20 protein-coding genes and 2 pseudogenes are annotated in these 17,343 nt (G+C 35.9%); 6 read left to right on the top strand and 16 right to left on the bottom strand.

All coding sequences use genetic code 11. The features are described 5' to 3' along the window. Positions 1 to 6 precede the first annotated feature (6 nt). Positions 7 to 393, bottom strand: a complete 387-nt coding sequence (locus tag AC2TDL_RS12445) for a hypothetical protein (protein WP_484696420.1) — start codon at positions 391 to 393, stop codon at positions 7 to 9. A gap of 249 nt (positions 394 to 642) precedes the next feature. Continuing rightward, the gene (locus AC2TDL_RS12440; RefSeq protein ID WP_340834498.1) at positions 643 to 1,602 is read right to left on the bottom strand and encodes an IS30 family transposase; all 960 of its coding nucleotides are present in this window, start codon (positions 1,600 to 1,602) and stop codon (positions 643 to 645) included. Between the two features lie 197 nt (positions 1,603 to 1,799). On the opposite strand from AC2TDL_RS12440, the gene AC2TDL_RS12435 reads away from it, so the two are divergent. Continuing rightward, a complete protein-coding gene (locus AC2TDL_RS12435; protein WP_484696419.1) occupies positions 1,800 to 1,955 on the top strand; it encodes a hypothetical protein in 156 nt (51 codons plus the stop codon). Positions 1,956 to 2,005: 50 nt separating this feature from the next. Here the strand turns inward: AC2TDL_RS12435 and AC2TDL_RS12430 are convergent. The 7 genes and pseudogenes from AC2TDL_RS12430 to AC2TDL_RS12400 form a co-directional block, all read right to left on the bottom strand. Then, positions 2,006 to 2,542, bottom strand: a pseudogene (locus tag AC2TDL_RS12430) (IS1595 family transposase); the annotation flags it as partial. Between the two features lie 127 nt (positions 2,543 to 2,669). Then, positions 2,670 to 3,557 (bottom strand): fructosamine kinase family protein, encoded by an 888-nt coding sequence (locus AC2TDL_RS12425; RefSeq protein WP_484696418.1) that lies wholly within the window; start codon positions 3,555 to 3,557, stop codon positions 2,670 to 2,672. A 38-nt stretch (positions 3,558 to 3,595) separates the two neighbouring features. Next, positions 3,596 to 4,402: an arginase family protein gene (locus tag AC2TDL_RS12420; RefSeq protein WP_484696417.1), complete on the bottom strand. Its 807-nt coding sequence runs from the start codon at positions 4,400 to 4,402 to the stop codon at positions 3,596 to 3,598. 246 nt (positions 4,403 to 4,648) lie between these two features. Next, positions 4,649 to 4,975: a hypothetical protein gene (locus AC2TDL_RS12415; protein ID WP_484696416.1), complete on the bottom strand. Its 327-nt coding sequence runs from the start codon at positions 4,973 to 4,975 to the stop codon at positions 4,649 to 4,651. Between the two features lie 79 nt (positions 4,976 to 5,054). Next, on the bottom strand, positions 5,055 to 5,918 hold the full coding sequence (locus AC2TDL_RS12410; RefSeq protein WP_484696415.1) for a methyl-accepting chemotaxis protein: 864 nt from the start codon (positions 5,916 to 5,918) through the stop codon (positions 5,055 to 5,057). A gap of 29 nt (positions 5,919 to 5,947) precedes the next feature. Then, on the bottom strand, positions 5,948 to 6,736 hold the full coding sequence (locus tag AC2TDL_RS12405; RefSeq protein WP_484696414.1) for a cache domain-containing protein: 789 nt from the start codon (positions 6,734 to 6,736) through the stop codon (positions 5,948 to 5,950). Positions 6,737 to 7,348: 612 nt separating this feature from the next. Beyond that, positions 7,349 to 7,990: a DUF4352 domain-containing protein gene (locus AC2TDL_RS12400; protein WP_484696413.1), complete on the bottom strand. Its 642-nt coding sequence runs from the start codon at positions 7,988 to 7,990 to the stop codon at positions 7,349 to 7,351. A gap of 127 nt (positions 7,991 to 8,117) precedes the next feature. Here AC2TDL_RS12400 and AC2TDL_RS12395 point away from each other — a divergent pair, with 127 nt between their 5' ends. Next, on the top strand, positions 8,118 to 8,549 hold the full coding sequence (locus AC2TDL_RS12395) for a hypothetical protein (protein WP_484696412.1): 432 nt from the start codon (positions 8,118 to 8,120) through the stop codon (positions 8,547 to 8,549). Continuing rightward, positions 8,527 to 9,159, top strand: a complete 633-nt coding sequence (locus tag AC2TDL_RS12390) for a sensor histidine kinase (protein WP_484696411.1) — start codon at positions 8,527 to 8,529, stop codon at positions 9,157 to 9,159. Before AC2TDL_RS12395 ends, AC2TDL_RS12390 begins: the two co-directional genes overlap by 23 nt. 75 nt (positions 9,160 to 9,234) lie before the next feature. Here AC2TDL_RS12390 and AC2TDL_RS12385 read toward each other — a convergent pair whose 3' ends face one another. The 6 genes and pseudogenes from AC2TDL_RS12385 to AC2TDL_RS12360 form a co-directional block, all read right to left on the bottom strand. Then, positions 9,235 to 10,215 (bottom strand): MerR family transcriptional regulator, encoded by a 981-nt coding sequence (locus tag AC2TDL_RS12385; protein ID WP_484696410.1) that lies wholly within the window; start codon positions 10,213 to 10,215, stop codon positions 9,235 to 9,237. An 85-nt stretch (positions 10,216 to 10,300) separates the two neighbouring features. After that, the gene (locus AC2TDL_RS12380) at positions 10,301 to 10,402 is read right to left on the bottom strand and encodes a hypothetical protein (RefSeq protein ID WP_484696409.1); all 102 of its coding nucleotides are present in this window, start codon (positions 10,400 to 10,402) and stop codon (positions 10,301 to 10,303) included. A gap of 103 nt (positions 10,403 to 10,505) precedes the next feature. Then, positions 10,506 to 10,814, bottom strand: coding sequence for an ATP-binding cassette domain-containing protein (locus AC2TDL_RS12375; RefSeq protein ID WP_484696408.1), 309 nt, complete (start codon positions 10,812 to 10,814; stop codon positions 10,506 to 10,508). Between the two features lie 180 nt (positions 10,815 to 10,994). Then, positions 10,995 to 11,204, bottom strand: coding sequence for a lactococcin 972 family bacteriocin (locus AC2TDL_RS12370; protein WP_484701161.1), 210 nt, complete (start codon positions 11,202 to 11,204; stop codon positions 10,995 to 10,997). Positions 11,205 to 12,022: 818 nt separating this feature from the next. After that, positions 12,023 to 12,199, bottom strand: a complete 177-nt coding sequence (locus AC2TDL_RS12365) for a hypothetical protein (RefSeq protein ID WP_484696407.1) — start codon at positions 12,197 to 12,199, stop codon at positions 12,023 to 12,025. Positions 12,200 to 12,889: 690 nt separating this feature from the next. After that, positions 12,890 to 13,280 (bottom strand): annotated as a pseudogene (locus AC2TDL_RS12360) (transposase); the annotation flags it as partial. A gap of 569 nt (positions 13,281 to 13,849) precedes the next feature. On the opposite strand from AC2TDL_RS12360, the gene AC2TDL_RS12355 reads away from it, so the two are divergent. Continuing rightward, positions 13,850 to 14,767 carry a DNA adenine methylase gene (locus AC2TDL_RS12355; RefSeq protein WP_484696406.1) on the top strand — a complete coding sequence of 306 codons (918 nt, stop codon included), beginning with the start codon at positions 13,850 to 13,852 and terminating at the stop codon, positions 14,765 to 14,767. 598 nt (positions 14,768 to 15,365) lie between these two features. Here AC2TDL_RS12355 and AC2TDL_RS12350 read toward each other — a convergent pair. Next, positions 15,366 to 16,489 (bottom strand): IS3 family transposase gene (locus AC2TDL_RS12350; RefSeq protein ID WP_429776203.1). Its coding sequence is split into 2 segments (ribosomal slippage): positions 15,366 to 16,240 and positions 16,240 to 16,489, totalling 1,125 coding nucleotides; the frame shifts between segments, so codons are not numbered across the junction. Between the two features lie 99 nt (positions 16,490 to 16,588). On the opposite strand from AC2TDL_RS12350, the gene AC2TDL_RS12345 reads away from it, so the two are divergent. Further along, the gene (locus tag AC2TDL_RS12345; protein ID WP_484696405.1) at positions 16,589 to 16,747 is read left to right on the top strand and encodes a hypothetical protein; all 159 of its coding nucleotides are present in this window, start codon (positions 16,589 to 16,591) and stop codon (positions 16,745 to 16,747) included. 114 nt (positions 16,748 to 16,861) lie between these two features. Further along, the gene (locus tag AC2TDL_RS12340) at positions 16,862 to 17,131 is read left to right on the top strand and encodes a hypothetical protein (protein ID WP_484701159.1); all 270 of its coding nucleotides are present in this window, start codon (positions 16,862 to 16,864) and stop codon (positions 17,129 to 17,131) included. The last annotated feature ends 212 nt before the right edge of the window (positions 17,132 to 17,343 follow it).

Genomic DNA, 17,343 nt, shown 5'->3' with positions numbered 1-17,343 from the left:
CAATCATTACCCCGCTTTATGTTCAACGTATCGTTCAAAATCAATTCCCATTTTTAATAATGCTTCTATTAGTGTATCGGTATTGCCAAGCTCAAAATTATAAAAATCTACCAGCACTCGATTAGTAACTTGTATGAAACGTCCATTTCTTTTGTCCTGAACGAGATAATCTAAAATAAAACCGATGATTACACCTGTCGGTTCATTGGAAAGTTCTCTCGGGATACCATTGTTTTTTAGAAATAAATATAGCTGTTCGAATACATACTCTCTTTCCGTTTCAGTGCTTAATCTTCCGCTGCCAAATTTGTTTGACATTTCAGCTCGTGCATTTAATAATGTTTCTTCAGAACTACCAGTTAAAACAGATAAAGCCTTCAATAGAAATCCCATAGTTTTCTCCACCTTAATTGTATTTTGTCAAACAACAGGCCTTGAAATTAAACAGCATTTATTCTATTTCTCATCTGCATCTATTACTGTTTAATTTATAGTATTGCAATTTCCAAATAATTCTAAAATATATTTCCAATATATAACTTTTATTATATATCTAATATAAAGTAAACCACAAACTAATTTTTCCATTCAGTTAATCGTGGCATAAGACTATGGGGAACTTAATACTAAAATGATAGATTGTCAAGCTAAGTGCGACAACTCGTCCATAATCGCTTCGTGAGAAGTTTTCCAACCTAGACATTTACGTGGTCTATGGTTGATTAAATCTAAAGCACATTCAAGTTCAGCTTGATCTATCGTGTTTAAGTCGAACTTCTTAGGAAAGAATTCTCTGAGAAGCCCATTGGCATTTTCGTTACTGCCTCTTTGCCAAGATGAATAAGGATCAGCAAAGTAAACCATCAAGCCGTGTTCTTCTAACAATGCTTGATGGCAAGCGAATTCCTTCCCACGGTCAACGGTAGCTGTAAACATAGGTAAAGCAAGTTCTTCTAAAGCCGTAGCAACAGCTTTCTCCATAGACAAGGCTGAACGGTCAGGCATTTTTACAGCGTAGTAATAGCGTGTTTTTCGTTCGACAAAGGTAGCCAAGCAGCCTTTACTTTTACCACGGCTAGAAACGACAGTATCAAGCTCCCAATGACCAAAGGTTTCACGTTGCTTCACTTCTTTTGGACGTTGCCTGATGGATAATCCAAGATTAAAGCGACCTCTGCTTTCACGAGGCTTTCTACGCTTTCCCTTGTGTCGCAAGAAGATGGTGTTTCCTTGGACGAGCTTCCCCTGGTAAATCCAGCGATAGATGGTCTTAAAGGATACCGCGTGCTCAGGATCGTCTTGTTTCATTCGACCTTCAATTTGTTCTGGAGACCATGTTGCAGCCAGAGTTTGAGTAAGGTAATGTGCTCTGTCTTTGTTCCACTTTCCTTTTGGTTTACTTTGCATCCGCTTGTGCTGATAATCGGCTTGTGCGTCGCTAGCCTCATAAGTAGAAGAGTGGTTATTCATGCGTTGTATTTCACGAGAAACCGTAGAATGGTGGCGCTTGATCTGCTGTGCAATGGCTCTTGCACTCCATCCTAAATGTAATAATGTTTCTATTTTTGTACGCTCGTTTATGGTAAGATGTGTATAGCTCATGACGAGTTCTCCTTGTAGGTGGTGTCTGGTAACTTCATTCTACACGAATTCGTCATGAGTTATTTTTTTAGGTGTCGCACTTCATATTACAATCTTTCTTATATAAAATGAATTTCAAACTATCAAAAACAGTTTAATTGAAACTAAAGGGTTAAATATTCGTATAGAATATTATAGATAGAAGGTGGTGTTACTACATGGACTATACTGAAATATATAATGAGAAACTGATTACCTCAGTAAAAGAGAAATTGAATTCCATCGGTGAGGTTAAAACGGTGAAGTTTTTGAGAGAAGAAACAGGTATGTCATTAATAGCGGCGAAAAAATTTGTAGATGCATGTAAAGCGTAGGCACTACATAATCACTACTTAGAGCGAGTCACTAACCTGTGGCTCTTTTTTTATACACTTCTTAGCGTTTCAACAGTATTATAGTTAGATTTTTGACATGCTGAAATAAGCATTTGTTCTACACGTTTATCAAATGCTAAATGTTTCCTCAGTTCTAACCAACGAAACCAATAAAGATAGTTATCTAAATAACGAGTACCCACACCTTTGAAGCGTTCCATCCAACCTTTGAGACGATTATGAAAGTTATTAACAAGTTGAATGTGGTAGATTCCCTTTTTCACACGTTGTTGTTGTCGTTCGTTGATTGTTTCATGTTGTAACCCTTTAATTCTTGCAAACTTCTTATAATTAGTAGCTATAATATTTCCATTACGGTCTTGTGCCACGACCACGGCAATTTTAAGGTTAGAAATCCCTCTTTTTTCGTCTTTTTCTCCACGTTTCTTAGCCTTTCTATAGGTAATTTTACGCTTTCCTTTTAAAGACTCACGGAAGAAGGTTTCGTCACTCTCAACAATACCTTGAAGTTGAAGTTGATTAATACCAAGACTACCTAATGCGTTCAAGAAAAGTATCTTGTTTCTTTATTTGTTGCTGCTGTTCCATGTTGCAAAATGTAATCGTTTCTTCCTCTAACTCTCCATAAATAACTTCATTAACTTTAATGAGCGAAGGCGTAACATCGTAGTTAAAGTTCACTTTTTCTGGAAGTTATCCTACATAATGCACTAACACACGGTCAACTGCTGAACCGTAGGATTCACCAAACAAAATTAAATGGACAAGCAAATAGTAAAGCTGGTATAAAGAACGTCGCTCCTCGTATTCGGGAGAGAGCGGATATGCTTCTTCATAAGCAGCGTAAAAAGTGGATGAAAATCCGCCAAACAATTCCGTAAATGCTATTTCGTATTCCTGATCCCCATAGAAAACAGCAGGATCGATGAGATATGGTTGTCCTTGTGCTCCGCTAATCCAATTGCCATGCCAAAGATCCCCATGAAGTAAGGACGGTTTGCTTGTTGCTGGTATCCATTTTTCCAGTGATTCCGCAAGCTTCATTAGCCGCTTTTTTCGTATGACTGGCAATCTGCCACGTTCCTCCGCTAATTTAATCATAGGCAAGAGACGTCGCTGCAAATAAAATTCTCGCCAAGTATCGCACCAGCCATTTGGTTGGGAAAGCAAGCCAATATAATTATCGTTTTCTAGTCCAAAAAATCTGTTAGGAGACTGTTTTTTATGCAGTTCCGCAATTCCTGTGCCCAGCTCTTCTTCCGTTGCTTGGTGAGAAACCCCCGACTCGATCCACTCTAATACGATCATGCCGCCTTCCTTGCCAGGAATCTCCCCAGCATAAAACGTTTCAGGCACTGCCAGTCCCTTTGCTTCTCGTAATAGTGCCAGTCCCTCTGCTTCTCGCTGAAAGACAAGGCTGGAAAGATCAGTGCGATACTTTACAAATAGTTTACGCTCTTTAGTCTCAACAAAATATGAGCGACCGATGTCCCCGCCATGAGCTTCTTTTATTGAGATTATTTCTTCCTTCGGATGAAGCGAAAGAGCCCGCTTCAAAGCTATTATCATCCAATCCATCATTCCATTCATCCCATCAACTAAGCCTTTTTATTATTCCATTATGAGAAAATAAACTGATTTTTATAGTTAACAAATTGATCAGCTAGCATTATATCAACGATTGCCTTATTGGCAATCTCGTTTTTTTTCAGATGCTGCATATGAATATCAGACTGAGACGCATCAACTAGCGGCAGTTCCCCGCAAATATCCGTCCCGATAATCGGATAAGTTGCTTTTAGCTCTCGAATAATATTAAGCAACTGTTGCAAAGTCATGCTGCCCTGATCCCAATTTGTTACGGCATTTTCCTGACTAAGTACATCTTTATCTATGCTAATATAAATCGGATATTGAGGTAATACAGAACGGATAAGCTGTACAATATCCGCCGCAGACAAGCAACCTACCTCTTGCTCAGATATGATTGTTACGTTGTCGGGAACAGTTTGTTTACGATTAGGCGGATTTGCTCCGATAATGACAACGTACTGCAGCAGCGGCAGTTCCTTTAGCGCTGTACTGACCCATGAACCGCAAGCAATAAACGGAATGTCAATCTCCTGTACAAGGTCAGTATGGTGATCAAAAAGGACCAGTGAAAATGGCTGTTCAATATCTGATAACAATAAATACGTAATATAGTGATAGTTTCCGTTGCCAATAAAAGTGATGTTTTTATACTTTCGAGATAGTAAGCGAAGTTGAAGTTTCCGCATAGATTTTTCATAGCAGTAACCATTGCAATCCTTTAAATCAGAAAAATCTATCCATTCGTTTGGATATTGTTGAAGTAACAGTTGTTTTTCCAATGTACCGTCGAAATTTAATAAGGATATTCCACTATTTACTGTTTTGCTCTTCATTGCTTCACACTCCTAATAATTTAAGCCAGGCTTAGGTTATAAGGGGTACAATGGAACTTGACAGCAACAATGCTCGCTCTTTAAATCATTGCATAGTTATATAGTAAGTCTTGCATTCTAATTAAAAAGATAGATAGTTGCTTTTATTAAATCAATACCGAAAACAACGTCATGCCAATAAAAAAAGAGGGGGTCACTACCATATCCCCTCTTGCAATTACGCCAATACATATTAAATATGTATTACTATAATTTAAATTTATTCACTTGATGAATCATATCTTTAGCCATATCTCTTAAGTTTTCTACGGTAGAAAACAGACTTTCAGCAGTTGCACTCATTTCTTCAGAAGAAGCGGCTATTTCCTCCGCTGCAGCTGATGTTTCTTGTGATATAGCGGATGTATTTTCTACTCTTTCTAAAATATGATCCTTTTCCTCATTAATGTCCTTAGCAAATGAATTTGCGCTATGAATTTCAGGAATCACTTTTTCAATTTCCCCAACAATTTCTTTAAATGATGTTATTGTTGAGTTTATTCCGGCTAATTGGTTATCCATTTCACCTTTCATATGGTCGCAATTTCTTAATATATTGCCAGTGTCATTTGTAATTGTGCCTAACAGCTCGGCAATATCATTAGCAGACTCTTTACTTTAACTTTCTAATTTCACCCGCTACTACAGCAAATCCTTTCCCAGCTTCCCCTGCTCTAGATGCTTCAATTGCTGCATTTAGGGCTAATAAATTCGTTTGATCTGCTATGCTGTTAATCAAATTGGTAATCTCATTGATTTGGTCTACGTTTTGACTTAACTCACTAATCTTTGCTTCAAACTCTTTAAAACTTGCCCCTACACTTTCTACTGAGTTCACTAACCCACTCATATTGTTATTGCCTTCACTTGCTAAGGAATTAATAGCATTCGTTTTTTCTTGAATATCAGCTAACGTTAACGACATCGTTTCAATAGCTTTTGCGAAATTAGAAAGAATATCTGTCGCATCGATCAAGTTCTGTGATTGCTGATCAGTACCCTTAGAAACTTCCTGTGCTGCATTAGCAACCTCACCCGATGAAATCGCTACAGTATCTGCAACCTCATGAATATTTTCTGCTTTGCTATTAATCGCATTTGAGTGATTTTGGATAGTAGATAACATCTCTTTTAGGGAAGATTGCATCGTTTGAGTTGATCTAGCAATTTCCCCCACTTCATTTTTAAGCTTTAAATATTTAGCTTCTATTTCAACTGAAAAATCACCATTACCCATTAATTTCAAATAATGACTAATATTCGTTATTGGATTTGCGATTTTTCTAGCAAGTAAAATCGTTACCACTATACTTAATAACGCAAAAACTGCTATAAATATAATGGTTAACATCCCTATTTTATTCGCACTTTTCAGAAATTCACTTTTTTCAACAAAGCTAATATATGTCCAGCCTAAACTTGGACCTAAATCCGAAGGAGTTTCAATACTTACATAATACTTTTTCCCATCAGGCATTATCGTTTCAAATGGAGCACTAATATTGCTTAAATCTTTAGCTCGCTAATATTTAACTCGGTTATATTTTTTGAAACTAAACTAATATCTTTGGGATTAGCCAGTATCGTGCCATTTTGGTCTAACATGATAACATAACCATTTTCACCAATTTTGACATCTTCAATCATACTTGTTAGCACTTCCAGCTGGACATCCAAACTTAATGCACCTATAACCTTGCTATTTTTATCTTTTACAGCTGAAAGAGATAGGATACTATTCGTACCATCTGAACCAAAATAAGCAACCGTATTTAGTAATGATTGATCTGGATTTTCAATCGCTAGTTTATACCAATCTCTAGTTCTTGCATCGTATCCATTTTTTCGAGCTGATTCTGGATAACGAAGATAGCCTCCATTTTCCTCAACTCCTAATGAAATACTTTGAATTTCAGGATGTGATTCTGCGAATTTTTTTAAGGTGATGAATACTTCTGCTTCAAATGGATCATTTTCTAGAGGTGTCATTTCATTCATGCCGGAAGGATCTTGCTTATCAACATACGAAGTTATTCTTGAATCTATTTCTTGAATAAGTGAATTTTGCGAAAGCATTAAGGTATTTTCTTGAATTAATTCAAGCTGATTTTCAATCCCGTTATTTACATGGATCAACTCTTTATGAATAGAGTTTGTGTAATCTGTTTTTGTTTGATTAACTACAACTGCATAATTAATTAAACCCATTAACAACAAAGAAATTACTAATAAAGATACAAAGCTAATAATCAAGTTACTTTTGATACTGCGATTCACACTTAAATATCCTGTCATATTTTCACTCCGCTGTTAAGTTTTTTCTACATTATATGAACAATTTCTATATTCTTCAATATAATAATCTGTATTTCCTGAAAATTTTTGATATTTTTTGTTATCTATACAATAAACTTTTTTATAAAAATTTGGAAATTTATATGTTTTGCTTGATTTATTTCGTCTCATAGGATGACTCATGATTATCTAATAGAAAAAAGGCTTGTTGGATGAGCGCTAGCCACTATCCAACAAGTCTTTCTCTGAATTGCAATACTACCAGGAAGAAGTACTAATCTTTATAATTTTGTTCTAAAACCTATTCTATTAGCTTTAGCTCACATAAATAGTATTCATATTGATCACATTATTATCTTAACAGTAAAGATAATGGTGTAGATCATTCTATGATGGCAGGAAAAATAATCAACTATGTAATAAGTATGACGAGCGTAAGAGCAAAATAAAAATTTTCATACGTTTTTATTACGCACCTTAGTATTCTGTTAAGCACGGTTAATTCAAAATAGCAATATTTTTTAATAAAAAAAACTGAACTGCTCTCCAAATTGTTAGAACTATCTAATAGTTGGAGATGTAGTTCAGTCTAGGGATTTTTCTATCTTGCGATTAACGCTGTACATCCTCTGGCGTTACAATAAAACGCATTTTAGTTGAAGAGTTTCCGAGAATCTCTGGCTGATAAGAAAACTCGAGTTCTTTCCAACTACCATCAATAGGTACTTGATAAGTAAGATGCCCTCTATGCTTTTTACCACCCGCTACTGTAGCCCACAGATCGCTAACTGGCGAGTTCAATATCATAATTTCTGGATCAATAGAGAATCCATCAAGATAAGAGTCTTCAAGAAACATGTTAATGTTATAATCTTCTGTTCCAGTGTTCTCCGCAACAAACACAAGTGAAATAAACTCGTTTCCCTCTGCAGCTCGATCTAGCTGAAAATTGGAATTATCCTCATAAAGATAAACCCCTTCAAGACCAAGGCTAAAATCTCCATATTTTAAAGCTTCGCCTACCCGAGCTACTAGATCTTCACTGTTCTCTTCTGTCTCTGCTTGCCCCTCTTCTTGCTTCTGATTATCTTGAGACTGCTCAGTAGAATTTTGCTCAGTTGAGCTAGTTTCTGTCGGCTGTGTCGATTCAGCTGGCTCTGTTGACTGAGTAGGCTCAACCTTTTCTACTGTTTTTCCACTACAAGCTGTGAGTAATATCATAGAAGTAAGAAGTAAAATTGCTAATTTCTTCAATAAAATCTCCTCCATCTATTTTATATAACTAAATTTTAATATTATTAATCAATATTGCACAATAAGTTAATATGTACAAAAAAATAAAAGGATAGTTGACGTATCAAAATTTTCCAGAAATTTCTTAATGGATTATCCTGTTTTTACATGGGAACATGATGATGGTCTGATTGTGGTCGGCTACCCTAAAAATAGTTTATCCAAGTATCAATATATTTTACCAACTAGCTGGGTCACTTCCTTAGGCATGAAAATGGGATCTTTGTTTATTGGAAATATTGCGCTTGCATTATTGTTATCAATATTTATCGGTTCTAGATTGATTCGCTCCATCCGTCCACTAACCCAAGGCATACAAGATCTTGCGCTGGATAAAGAGGTATATGTAGAGCCTAAAGGAGTTTTATCCAATCTTGCACAAAGCGTAAACCGTGCATCAGTTTTATTAAAGCAAAGAAGTGATAGCTTAAAAACTAGAGATGAAGCTCGCTCTAACTGGATAGCAGGAATCTCTCACGATTCGCACCCCACTCTCTATGGTGCTTGGCTATGCAAGTGAGCTGGAAGAAAACAATGATATTCTTACGGAGCAAAGACAGCAAGCAGCTATTATACGGCAGCAAGCCGAAAAGTTAAAATTTCTTGTAAACGACTTAAACCTTGTTTCAATGTTAGAATACGAAATGCAGCCGCTTGATAAAAAGCCTATTCGATTATCAGCACTGACTAGACAAATTGCCTCTGAATTTTTAAATAATGGTCTAGATGAGCGTTACATACTAGAAATAGAGATTTTAGATGAAATCCATCAGATTCATGGGGATGAGCGGTTGTTGACACGAGCAATGACTAACCTTATTCAAAACAGTATTAACCATAACCCTGACGGCTGTGAAATTCGATTGCAAACATCTTTTAATGAAGAAAATAACAGCTGCAGTTTTATCGTGGCAGATAACGGGAAGGGAATTTCAAAAAATGAGCTTTCTGATCTATTAGAACTGCCTTATTCATCTAAAAGAAAACATCCTCGTTCAAATGGTCATGGGCTAGGCTTACCGATGGTAGCAAGAATTGCTAAAGCACATCAAGGAGAATTGAACTTGTACAGCGAACTTGGAGAAGGATTTAGAGCAGAGATTGTTTTGCCTGCGATAGATTGTAATTAGGACCATTAAATTAGGGCGCCAAATAGCGCCCCTTACTTTTATTAAGATATTGCTTTTATGCGAAACATTTCAGTTCTAATCCTTCAACTTGATAGGAAAATATCGTTGCATTTGCTTATAACCGAGTCCCTTTTCTATCTCGCTAAAGATAGGATCCCTTCCCTCCTCAAACAAATAAGGCATATTTAACATCACATCTCGATCTGTATCAAAAACAAAGTTAGTATTTTCAATCCATTGCTTAACTTTGTCTTCTACCTTTTGTATGCTTTCATTATCCTCGTCAATGCTGACAGCCATTGCGTATATGCCTCCTGGGAAGTCTATTAATTTAAAAGGACTTAATTCCTCCTCAGTAACACCATCTTTTACAGCACAAATCCACTCGGCTTTGCTTTTATCCTTTTTAAATAGAAGAAAATCGAAACAGTCGAAAATGATAGTTTTGTAGAGATGCACAAATTGCCACAATTGATTCATATATCCGCCTTCTTTGAACATATCATCCCATGTTTGTTCGCCCACTGTCACCGCTTTAAAACTTGGAATATAGACGACCATTATATCTGGGATTTTCCTATCCAATTTTTCCGTTATTTCAATCAGGCGAGTAACGTTAGATGGCTTGCCAACATAATCAATCGTTTTTAATTGTGTTTCTATCTCTTTTGCCTTGTTATACAATAGCTTAATATCCGAGTTATCCGAAAAATTCACCTTTTCAATTTCATGTATAAAATCGAGGACGATTTCCTTTAACTCATATAGCAACGCAATATCATCATCAATATTCTGTACTTTCTTCTCTAATACTTCTAAGACTACATCAGAGCTAGATGAGTTAAAAACACGTTGAATATCCCTTATACTAATATTTAACTTGCGTAAAATTAGAATTTGCTCAAGTCGTCTAATCGCATGCTCATCGTACATTCTGTATGCGTAGTCATCACTTCGGATACTTTGCAATAGTCCCATATCTTCATAGTAGCGCAGTGTACGAGCTGTAATGTCATACTTGCTGGATACATCCTTAATCTTAATTAAATTGTTCATTGCCTCTAACCTCTCCCTTCTAAAAATTGGTTTAATTTAAATATAAAGTATTACCTAAAGGAAGAGTAAAGAGGAAAATCGTTTTTTATAGATTGCGAACTGAATTACCTTTATCCGATTTATTAAATAAAATATTGGTTAGTAGATTTAAGACGAAAAATATTGCAACAAAAATTCCCCAATACATCACCAAGCTCTCGTAATTCAAGAGCAAGAGACGGTAAATTATTTTACGCAAAATGACAGTACAAGAATTAATACGCAATTGACAATTGTCTGTCCAATAATTTTTATGCTCCTATTTTTCCTTTCGCAGTAATATCCACCACTCGGTCTGAATGGTCAGCAATTTCTTGATCATGGGTTACATAAACAATGGTTTTCCCTAAGTGTTGTAATTCCCGAATCAAACCAACAATTATTTCCTTGTTATAACTATCCAGATCCCCTGTAGGCTCATCAGCGAGAATCACTTGACATGGCTTTAGCATTACGCGGGCAATAGCTATTCGTTGTTGTTCTCCGCCGCTCAACTGGTATACTTTTTTATTTAATATAGAAGAATCAAGTCCAACTTTTTCAAGTACGTTGTGCACCATATCTAAGCTGTAACAAGAAATCAAGAGCGTACTTATTGCTCATAAAAAGATAGCTCAATAAATTTACAAAGAATAAAACTAAAGCCAACAACACATAAAGTAATCTTTTCACTGAAGAATACTCCTTTAAATAAACTAACATAGTGCAGAATTTCTCTGCACTATGCTAAAAACTGATAATTACTTAACATCCCAATTAGCTTTATTACCCCATAATGAGCTCTTGATCCAAGTAGTAGCTAAAATTGTAGGATCCATCCAATCACTACTTACTGTTGCTCTGTAATTAGATGCACTTGCTCTATGAACTTTTGTAGGGTGATTATAATTAAAATAATGGCGATCAAGACCCCATTCAACCCAGAACTCTCTTCCATACGAGGCTTGAATCAGATTAGCACCAGGCTCGATTCTGAATACATTTCCACCATTAACAGCCTTGAATGGTGTATATTCTGCTTAGTAACGATCTAGATCGATACCACCACTTTTTTTAAGCTCCCATGATGATGCTGGTGATTATGATAGCATATGGAATTTATCTTGTTATATATATGTAATAAGATAGATAAAAAAATAATAACTGTAATTTTACTGCTTTAAAAACTCACATTCTGACTAGCAAAATTACACCTGTTTACTTATTTTTTTCTGTCTTGATAACCTTCTATTATCAAATCTACCACTGCAATTATTTATCTTATCATTGCAAAATAGCATTTCCTTGCGTTACTTCTATTTTTAATATAAAGATCTTATCCATTGAAAAAACTAATAAGAATAAGGATTTCAAAGTTTCTGCATTGCCTTTAATTCTCAGAGTTATTATTTAAAGTTCTGTATAATGAAAGTAGCAAAAGCAGATTTAACTGTAATCATGAAAAAGTATATGAATGCTATTTTCATGGAGGATTAATGAAGTGAAGTTGGATATTTAATAATGAATTACTGCTTTTAGATAATTTACTATTTCTACATACGCTAATGCCTAGACGGAAATACTACTTTCCATGTTAACGAAGGGTTATGTAATTTCTTGTTCATTCCCATTTCAACGTTTATCTAAGAAATTTGCTTATCTAGAAGATTTTAAAGTAGAAACGAATGACAGAGAATTCGTTGTTAGAATCTGTTCTACCATTCGTTTGTTTTGTTATTTTTTAAGTGAACTTAAGGGATAAATCTAAGATATGTCTTTACGTCCCAGCTTATTCAGTCGTTTTTTGATTTTTATTGGCTTGATGTTGTCTAAATGCTTCACGAGCTTGAGCGCCATATAATTCTTCTCCAAACTCAGCCGCAAACTCATTTTCAGTATCAATATTTGATTTTGCTTGTGATTGATTTGGCACGATTTTCTCTTTGAATTGCTCTTGCTTTGACATCAGCTCTCGTCTCCTTTTGTGTTATATAGCTTACTGGTTTATTGTTTTCCTAAGTAGAAAGTATTATTCATGGATGTGGGATTGGTGGAGAAGGGATATATTTTAACAAATAAAACAAGGTGAACTTCACGTTCACCTTGTTTTATTTGTTGTTATGTGTTGGGTTACTTTATATCGTGTTCAAATGGAGATATTTTGTAGTTTTATTATCTTTCGCGAAGAGGTACTAGTATGAATGATGCTATAAAATAAATATGATTAGAACTGAAAACTTACGTTACAAGTTATCATAATAGTTCTTAAGGGTAGCGTCAATAATTTTGTGTAAATAAAAATAAACTTAACTTGCAGAATTGATGTTACAGATTTTTTTTGAACATGGTTTGGAGTTCTCCCCGTGCTTTGCCAAATCCAATATGAAAGCGTGTAGCAAAGCATTGGTTATGCCCTCCAAACTGTGAAATAAGAAATTTTTCTAATGCTGCTTTATGAGGAAATTGTTCTTTTCGCTTCGTGTATTTCTTGACCTGTTTGTTGAAGGATTTGTTCCATATCGCTTCTGGAAAGCTATAAAAAGTAAAAATATAAGGATTTTCAGTTAAAGCCTTTGTCGCTTTTGAGTATGTAGAATTCTATTTATTGTAGATGCGCTCTAATGCTTCTCTGCCTGTTCACCGCTTTCAGTTGAGCTAACGAGCGTTTTAAGAATGCATTCACGTTGTTCAACCATCACCTCTGTCATGTTAGAAATGGTTTGTGGCGTGTAATTATGCCCATACATTTCTCGATTAAGTCAGTGATTTCAGTCATCGTGACTTTTGAAACATGTGAAACAAACGATTGTTTGAACGTTTGTAATGGGCTACCGTCTGTTGATTGAACTCTCCATTACGATCACGAGGAATCTGCAGGAACAGGTCCGTACTAAGTATGAAAAGTTCGTGAGTAATTCCCATTGTGCTGTTAGTGCTGTTAGTTCTGTTTCTAGTAAGTGATTCATCACTTTTTCAAGATGCAGACAAAAAACTCCAGTTACATCTTGCTTCGTGACTAAAGCTAGAAATAAATCTGTTGTAAAAATGGTTCATAGGGAAGAACTATTTCTATGAATTGCTGTATGGTAACTCAATTCTACAAGAAAAGGTCTTACTTTTTCTATTTTTCATTTACACATAATATTTTAAACTCACTTCTTTAGTTCTTGTACCTTTCTAAACATTGTTAAAGCGCACTGTTTCAAAATAAAAAGTTGAGCTTTGATATTTTGGGAAAGAGTAATGTCAAATGCATTTTTATGTAACAAAATTAAGAGATTGAGGCGATTCCTCCAAGGTGATAATTGAATCATAGATGGTTGACTAGAAGCACATTTTTAATATTATGGTAGAAGCTTTTTTAACCTTTTCTATCATAGAAAATAAAAACAAATTAAATTCAGTATGCTGTAACATATTTAATTGATATATATTGTTTTGAATTATTCAAAACAATATATATCACCACGATCAGAATTTAACATGAGCGAAGAAAATAAAGAGAGAAAACATTCGAAATAAGAAACATTCAAATAATTAAATTAAGTTGTACAATAATACACAAAGACTTATAATTGAATAAAAACTAAGTAATACTTAGTAAAGGAGAGTTCCTGTGTTACCTACGGATATTACACATGTAAAAGCACCTCCTATAAAGTGCCAAGGTATCAAAACAAAACTCGTTGAATTTATTTCAAAGAGCATTGTATGGGATGGGGCAGGACGATGGATCGAACCTTTTTTAGGCTCTGGTGTTGTTCTATTTAATATCATGCCGAAAAGAGCATTGGTCTCGGACATTAATCCACATATTATCAAATTATATAAAGCAATTCAAAGTGGAGATATTACTCCCTATACAGCTAAAGTTTTCCTTGAAGAGGAAGGAAAAAAACTCTTGGAAGTAGGTGAAGAACACTATTATGAAGTAAGAAAAAGATTTAATGAATTTGGTTCATCCTTAGACTTTTTATTCCTAAATAGATCTTGTTTCAATGGCGTTATGAGATTTAATAAAAAAGGTGGATTTAATGTTCCATTTTGTAGGAAGCCTGATAGATTTAGACAGGCTTATATAACAAAAATTGTTAACCAAATACAGTGGATTTCTGATATTATGAAGGGAAAAGAATGGGAGTTTGTCTGCTCTGATTGGGAGAGCACTCTAAATCGTGCCGAAGCTAATGATTTTGTTTATTTGGATCCTCCTTATGTAGGCAGACATACTGATTACTACACACAGTGGGATGTAGTAGCTGCAGAAAGATTAGCTGAGGTTACTAGAAAACTACCTTGTGGTTTTGCTCTCTCAATGTGGAAAGAAAACCAGTATAGAAATAATGATCACCTAGAGAAATGTTGGAGTGGTTTAGAAGAAAGAACATTCTCTCACTTCTATCACGTAGGCTCGAGTGAGAATTTAAGAAATGAAATGCAGGAAGCCCTAATAATTCAAAATGGCTTTGCAAATGAAATTAAATACAAAATAGAAGATAAACAGAAGCCTGAGCAACTACTCTTAAATATCTAAATAACAGCCTGAGACAAAACTGGTCTCTTAAAGCAAGCAAACGGTGAAATCTCAGTACAAATTTCACCGTTTGTTCATTTTAGATTCCAATTTTGTTATTCTAGGCTACGTTTGTAACAAATATTTCCTTAAATTCATAAGAGCAAGTCCAATCTAAGATTCCACCTTTTTTTCACAAACGGAAAAACGAGTGAAACCACAATTATCCTTCAATGTTCCAAAAAATATTTCTTTCAGCTCAGGATGGACAGCAACTAGAATGACTTATCTGGAATACTCTCTACCCAATGATGAATCGCAAAATAATATCTACTCCATCTAATTTAACTTCTTATTTAGAGGTCAAACTAATTGATTCATGGTATAATTTCAAATATAAGGAACACCTTTCTTTTGAATTTTTTTAAATTTTAACAAAAGGTGTTCTTTTTGTATTGACAGATTGTAATATGAAGTGCGACACCTAAAAAATATCCCATGACGAATTCGTGTAGAATGAAGTTACCACACACCATCTACAAGGAAAACTCGTCATGAGCTATAAACATCTTACCATAAACGAGCGTTCAAAAATAGAAACTGGATTGTCAACACCTGACTAGACAGATTTCTTAAGTGCCTTCTCTTTGTACGCTAATGGGCTTAGATATCCTAGTGTGGAATGAATCCTAGCTTCGTTAAACCATTTGACGTATGTTCCTAGCTCTTGCTTTAACTGAGATAGCGATTCAAATTTGCGATTTTTCACGAACTCGGCTTTGATCAGCTTAAAGGTTGCCTCCGCAACTGCATTGTCATAGGGACAGCCTTTCATACTCAATGAACGCTTGATCTTGAACGTGCTGATCACTTCATCAATCGTGAGATTTCTAAACTCACTGCCACGATCTGTGTGAAAAAGCTGGATTTGGCGTAGATCTCCTTTTACGCTTGCAAATGCTTGATAGACTAGTGCGGCATCTTTAAATTTTCCGCAGCTGTAACCGATGATCTCCCGATTAAACAAGTCCACGAGCAAACAAATATAGTGCCATTTATTTGCGACCCGAACGTATGTCAAGTCACTCACAACGGCTTCCAATGGTGCTTCTTTCGCAAACTCGCGATTCAGTTCGTTCTGGATCGGCGATTCGTTACATGACGACATATGCGGTTTATACTGCGCCACTGTGTAGACCGAGACCAGGCCGTTTTTCTTCATCAGACGTCCAATGCGCCGTCTGGAAACCGTCATTCCCTCTTCTTGAAGTTTTGCTTTGATCTTCCTTGCTCCATACACGCGCTGATTCTCTCCAAAAATACGGATAATTGCTTGTTCCACCTCATCATCGACAGATGATTGCTCATTACTCTCGTAGTAGTAGGTACTCCTATTGACCTGAAGAATCTTGCACATGGCCGATATGGGATACTTATGAGCGTTTTGCTGGATTACCGTTATTTTCGTCCGAAGATCAGCGCTGCTTGCTTTAAAATATCGTTTTCCATCTTCAACCGTTGGATTTCCTTACGCAGCGCAAGGAGTTCATTCTGTTCCTCTGTCCGGTTGTCCTTTTCTTTGAAAGAACCTGTTGTTCTACTCTGTTTGACCCAACGGTCAAACGCAGATGCACTCAGATCATATTCTCTCAAAATATCTGCCCGCGGTTTCCCATTCTCGTAAAGTTGAACCATCTGTTGCTTGAACTCGTCTGTAAATGACCGACGCTCACGTTTCTGCATGACATTCTCTCCGTTCTTTGTCGATTTGATTTCAATCTACTAGACCTTAAGAGAATTGTCCAATTCAGTGTAGCCGATCCAAACATTATTTAATTTAGGATGGAGTGCCAGAGCGGAGCGATAGCTCAGCATATCAACTGTTATCATTCTACAGTGTCACGTGAGCTTAAGCGTATGACGAGTCTTTCCTCTGCGGCTACCCATGTACAGGAAGATTACCAACATAAACGTATGCAAAGCAAGCCTAAAGGAAAGTAGACGAAAGACAGAGTTCACTATCTGACTCATACATTGGCTGCAACAGGGTCTCCAGAACAAATTGAAGGTCGTATGTAACAAGACTATGCGGAGCAAGCTGTATCCTTCAAAACCATCTACCGCTGGACTTACCAAGGTAAGCTAGTCCAAGGAAATACCACTTTCTTGCGGCATAAGGGTAAGCGTAGAAAGCCTCGTGAAAACAGAGGTCGCTTTAATCTTGGATTATCCATCAAACATCGTCCAAAAGAAGTGAAACAACGTGAATCCTTTGGCGATTGGGAGCATGATACTGTCGTTTCTAGCCGTGGGAAAAGTAAAGGCTGCTTAGCTACCTTAGTCGAGCGTAACACAACGCTATTACTACGCTGTAAAAATGCCTGACCGTTCAGCCTTATCTATGGAACAAACAGTTGCTACGGCTCTAGAAGAACTAGTCTTGCCTATGCTTTCAGCTACGGTTTCAATGTGCCTTAGATTTAATCAATCATCGACCACGTAAATATCTGAATTGAAAAACTGCTCACGAAGCGATTATGGAAAAGTTGTCGCACTTAGCTTGACAATCTATCTATTTAAAAAATTAACTTCTAGCA

This window comes from Paenibacillus sp. plas6 (assembly GCF_057221655.1).
Note: the sequence above shows the minus strand (reverse complement) of the source record. Positions and strands in the feature narration are given on the sequence as shown.

Excerpts from the sequence above, each read along its gene's own strand:
- AC2TDL_RS12445 (WP_484696420.1), bottom strand. The coding sequence starts at position 393 with ATGGGATTTCTATTGAAGGCTTTATCTGTTTTAACTGGTAGTTCTGAA.
- AC2TDL_RS12440 (WP_340834498.1), bottom strand. The coding sequence starts at position 1,602 with ATGAGCTATACACATCTTACCATAAACGAGCGTACAAAAATAGAAACA.
- AC2TDL_RS12435 (WP_484696419.1), top strand. The coding sequence starts at position 1,800 with ATGGACTATACTGAAATATATAATGAGAAACTGATTACCTCAGTAAAA.
- AC2TDL_RS12425 (WP_484696418.1), bottom strand. The coding sequence starts at position 3,557 with ATGATGGATTGGATGATAATAGCTTTGAAGCGGGCTCTTTCGCTTCAT.
- AC2TDL_RS12420 (WP_484696417.1), bottom strand. The coding sequence starts at position 4,402 with ATGAAGAGCAAAACAGTAAATAGTGGAATATCCTTATTAAATTTCGAC.
- AC2TDL_RS12415 (WP_484696416.1), bottom strand. The coding sequence starts at position 4,975 with ATGAAAGGTGAAATGGATAACCAATTAGCCGGAATAAACTCAACAATA.
- AC2TDL_RS12410 (WP_484696415.1), bottom strand. The coding sequence starts at position 5,918 with ATGCCTGATGGGAAAAAGTATTATGTAAGTATTGAAACTCCTTCGGAT.
- AC2TDL_RS12405 (WP_484696414.1), bottom strand. The coding sequence starts at position 6,736 with ATGACAGGATATTTAAGTGTGAATCGCAGTATCAAAAGTAACTTGATT.
- AC2TDL_RS12395 (WP_484696412.1), top strand. The coding sequence starts at position 8,118 with ATGGATTATCCTGTTTTTACATGGGAACATGATGATGGTCTGATTGTG.
- AC2TDL_RS12390 (WP_484696411.1), top strand. The coding sequence starts at position 8,527 with ATGGTGCTTGGCTATGCAAGTGAGCTGGAAGAAAACAATGATATTCTT.
- AC2TDL_RS12385 (WP_484696410.1), bottom strand. The coding sequence starts at position 10,215 with ATGAACAATTTAATTAAGATTAAGGATGTATCCAGCAAGTATGACATT.
- AC2TDL_RS12380 (WP_484696409.1), bottom strand. The coding sequence starts at position 10,402 with ATGTATTGGGGAATTTTTGTTGCAATATTTTTCGTCTTAAATCTACTA.
- AC2TDL_RS12375 (WP_484696408.1), bottom strand. The coding sequence starts at position 10,814 with ATGGTGCACAACGTACTTGAAAAAGTTGGACTTGATTCTTCTATATTA.
- AC2TDL_RS12365 (WP_484696407.1), bottom strand. The coding sequence starts at position 12,199 with ATGTCAAAGCAAGAGCAATTCAAAGAGAAAATCGTGCCAAATCAATCA.
- AC2TDL_RS12345 (WP_484696405.1), top strand. The coding sequence starts at position 16,589 with ATGGAGTGCCAGAGCGGAGCGATAGCTCAGCATATCAACTGTTATCAT.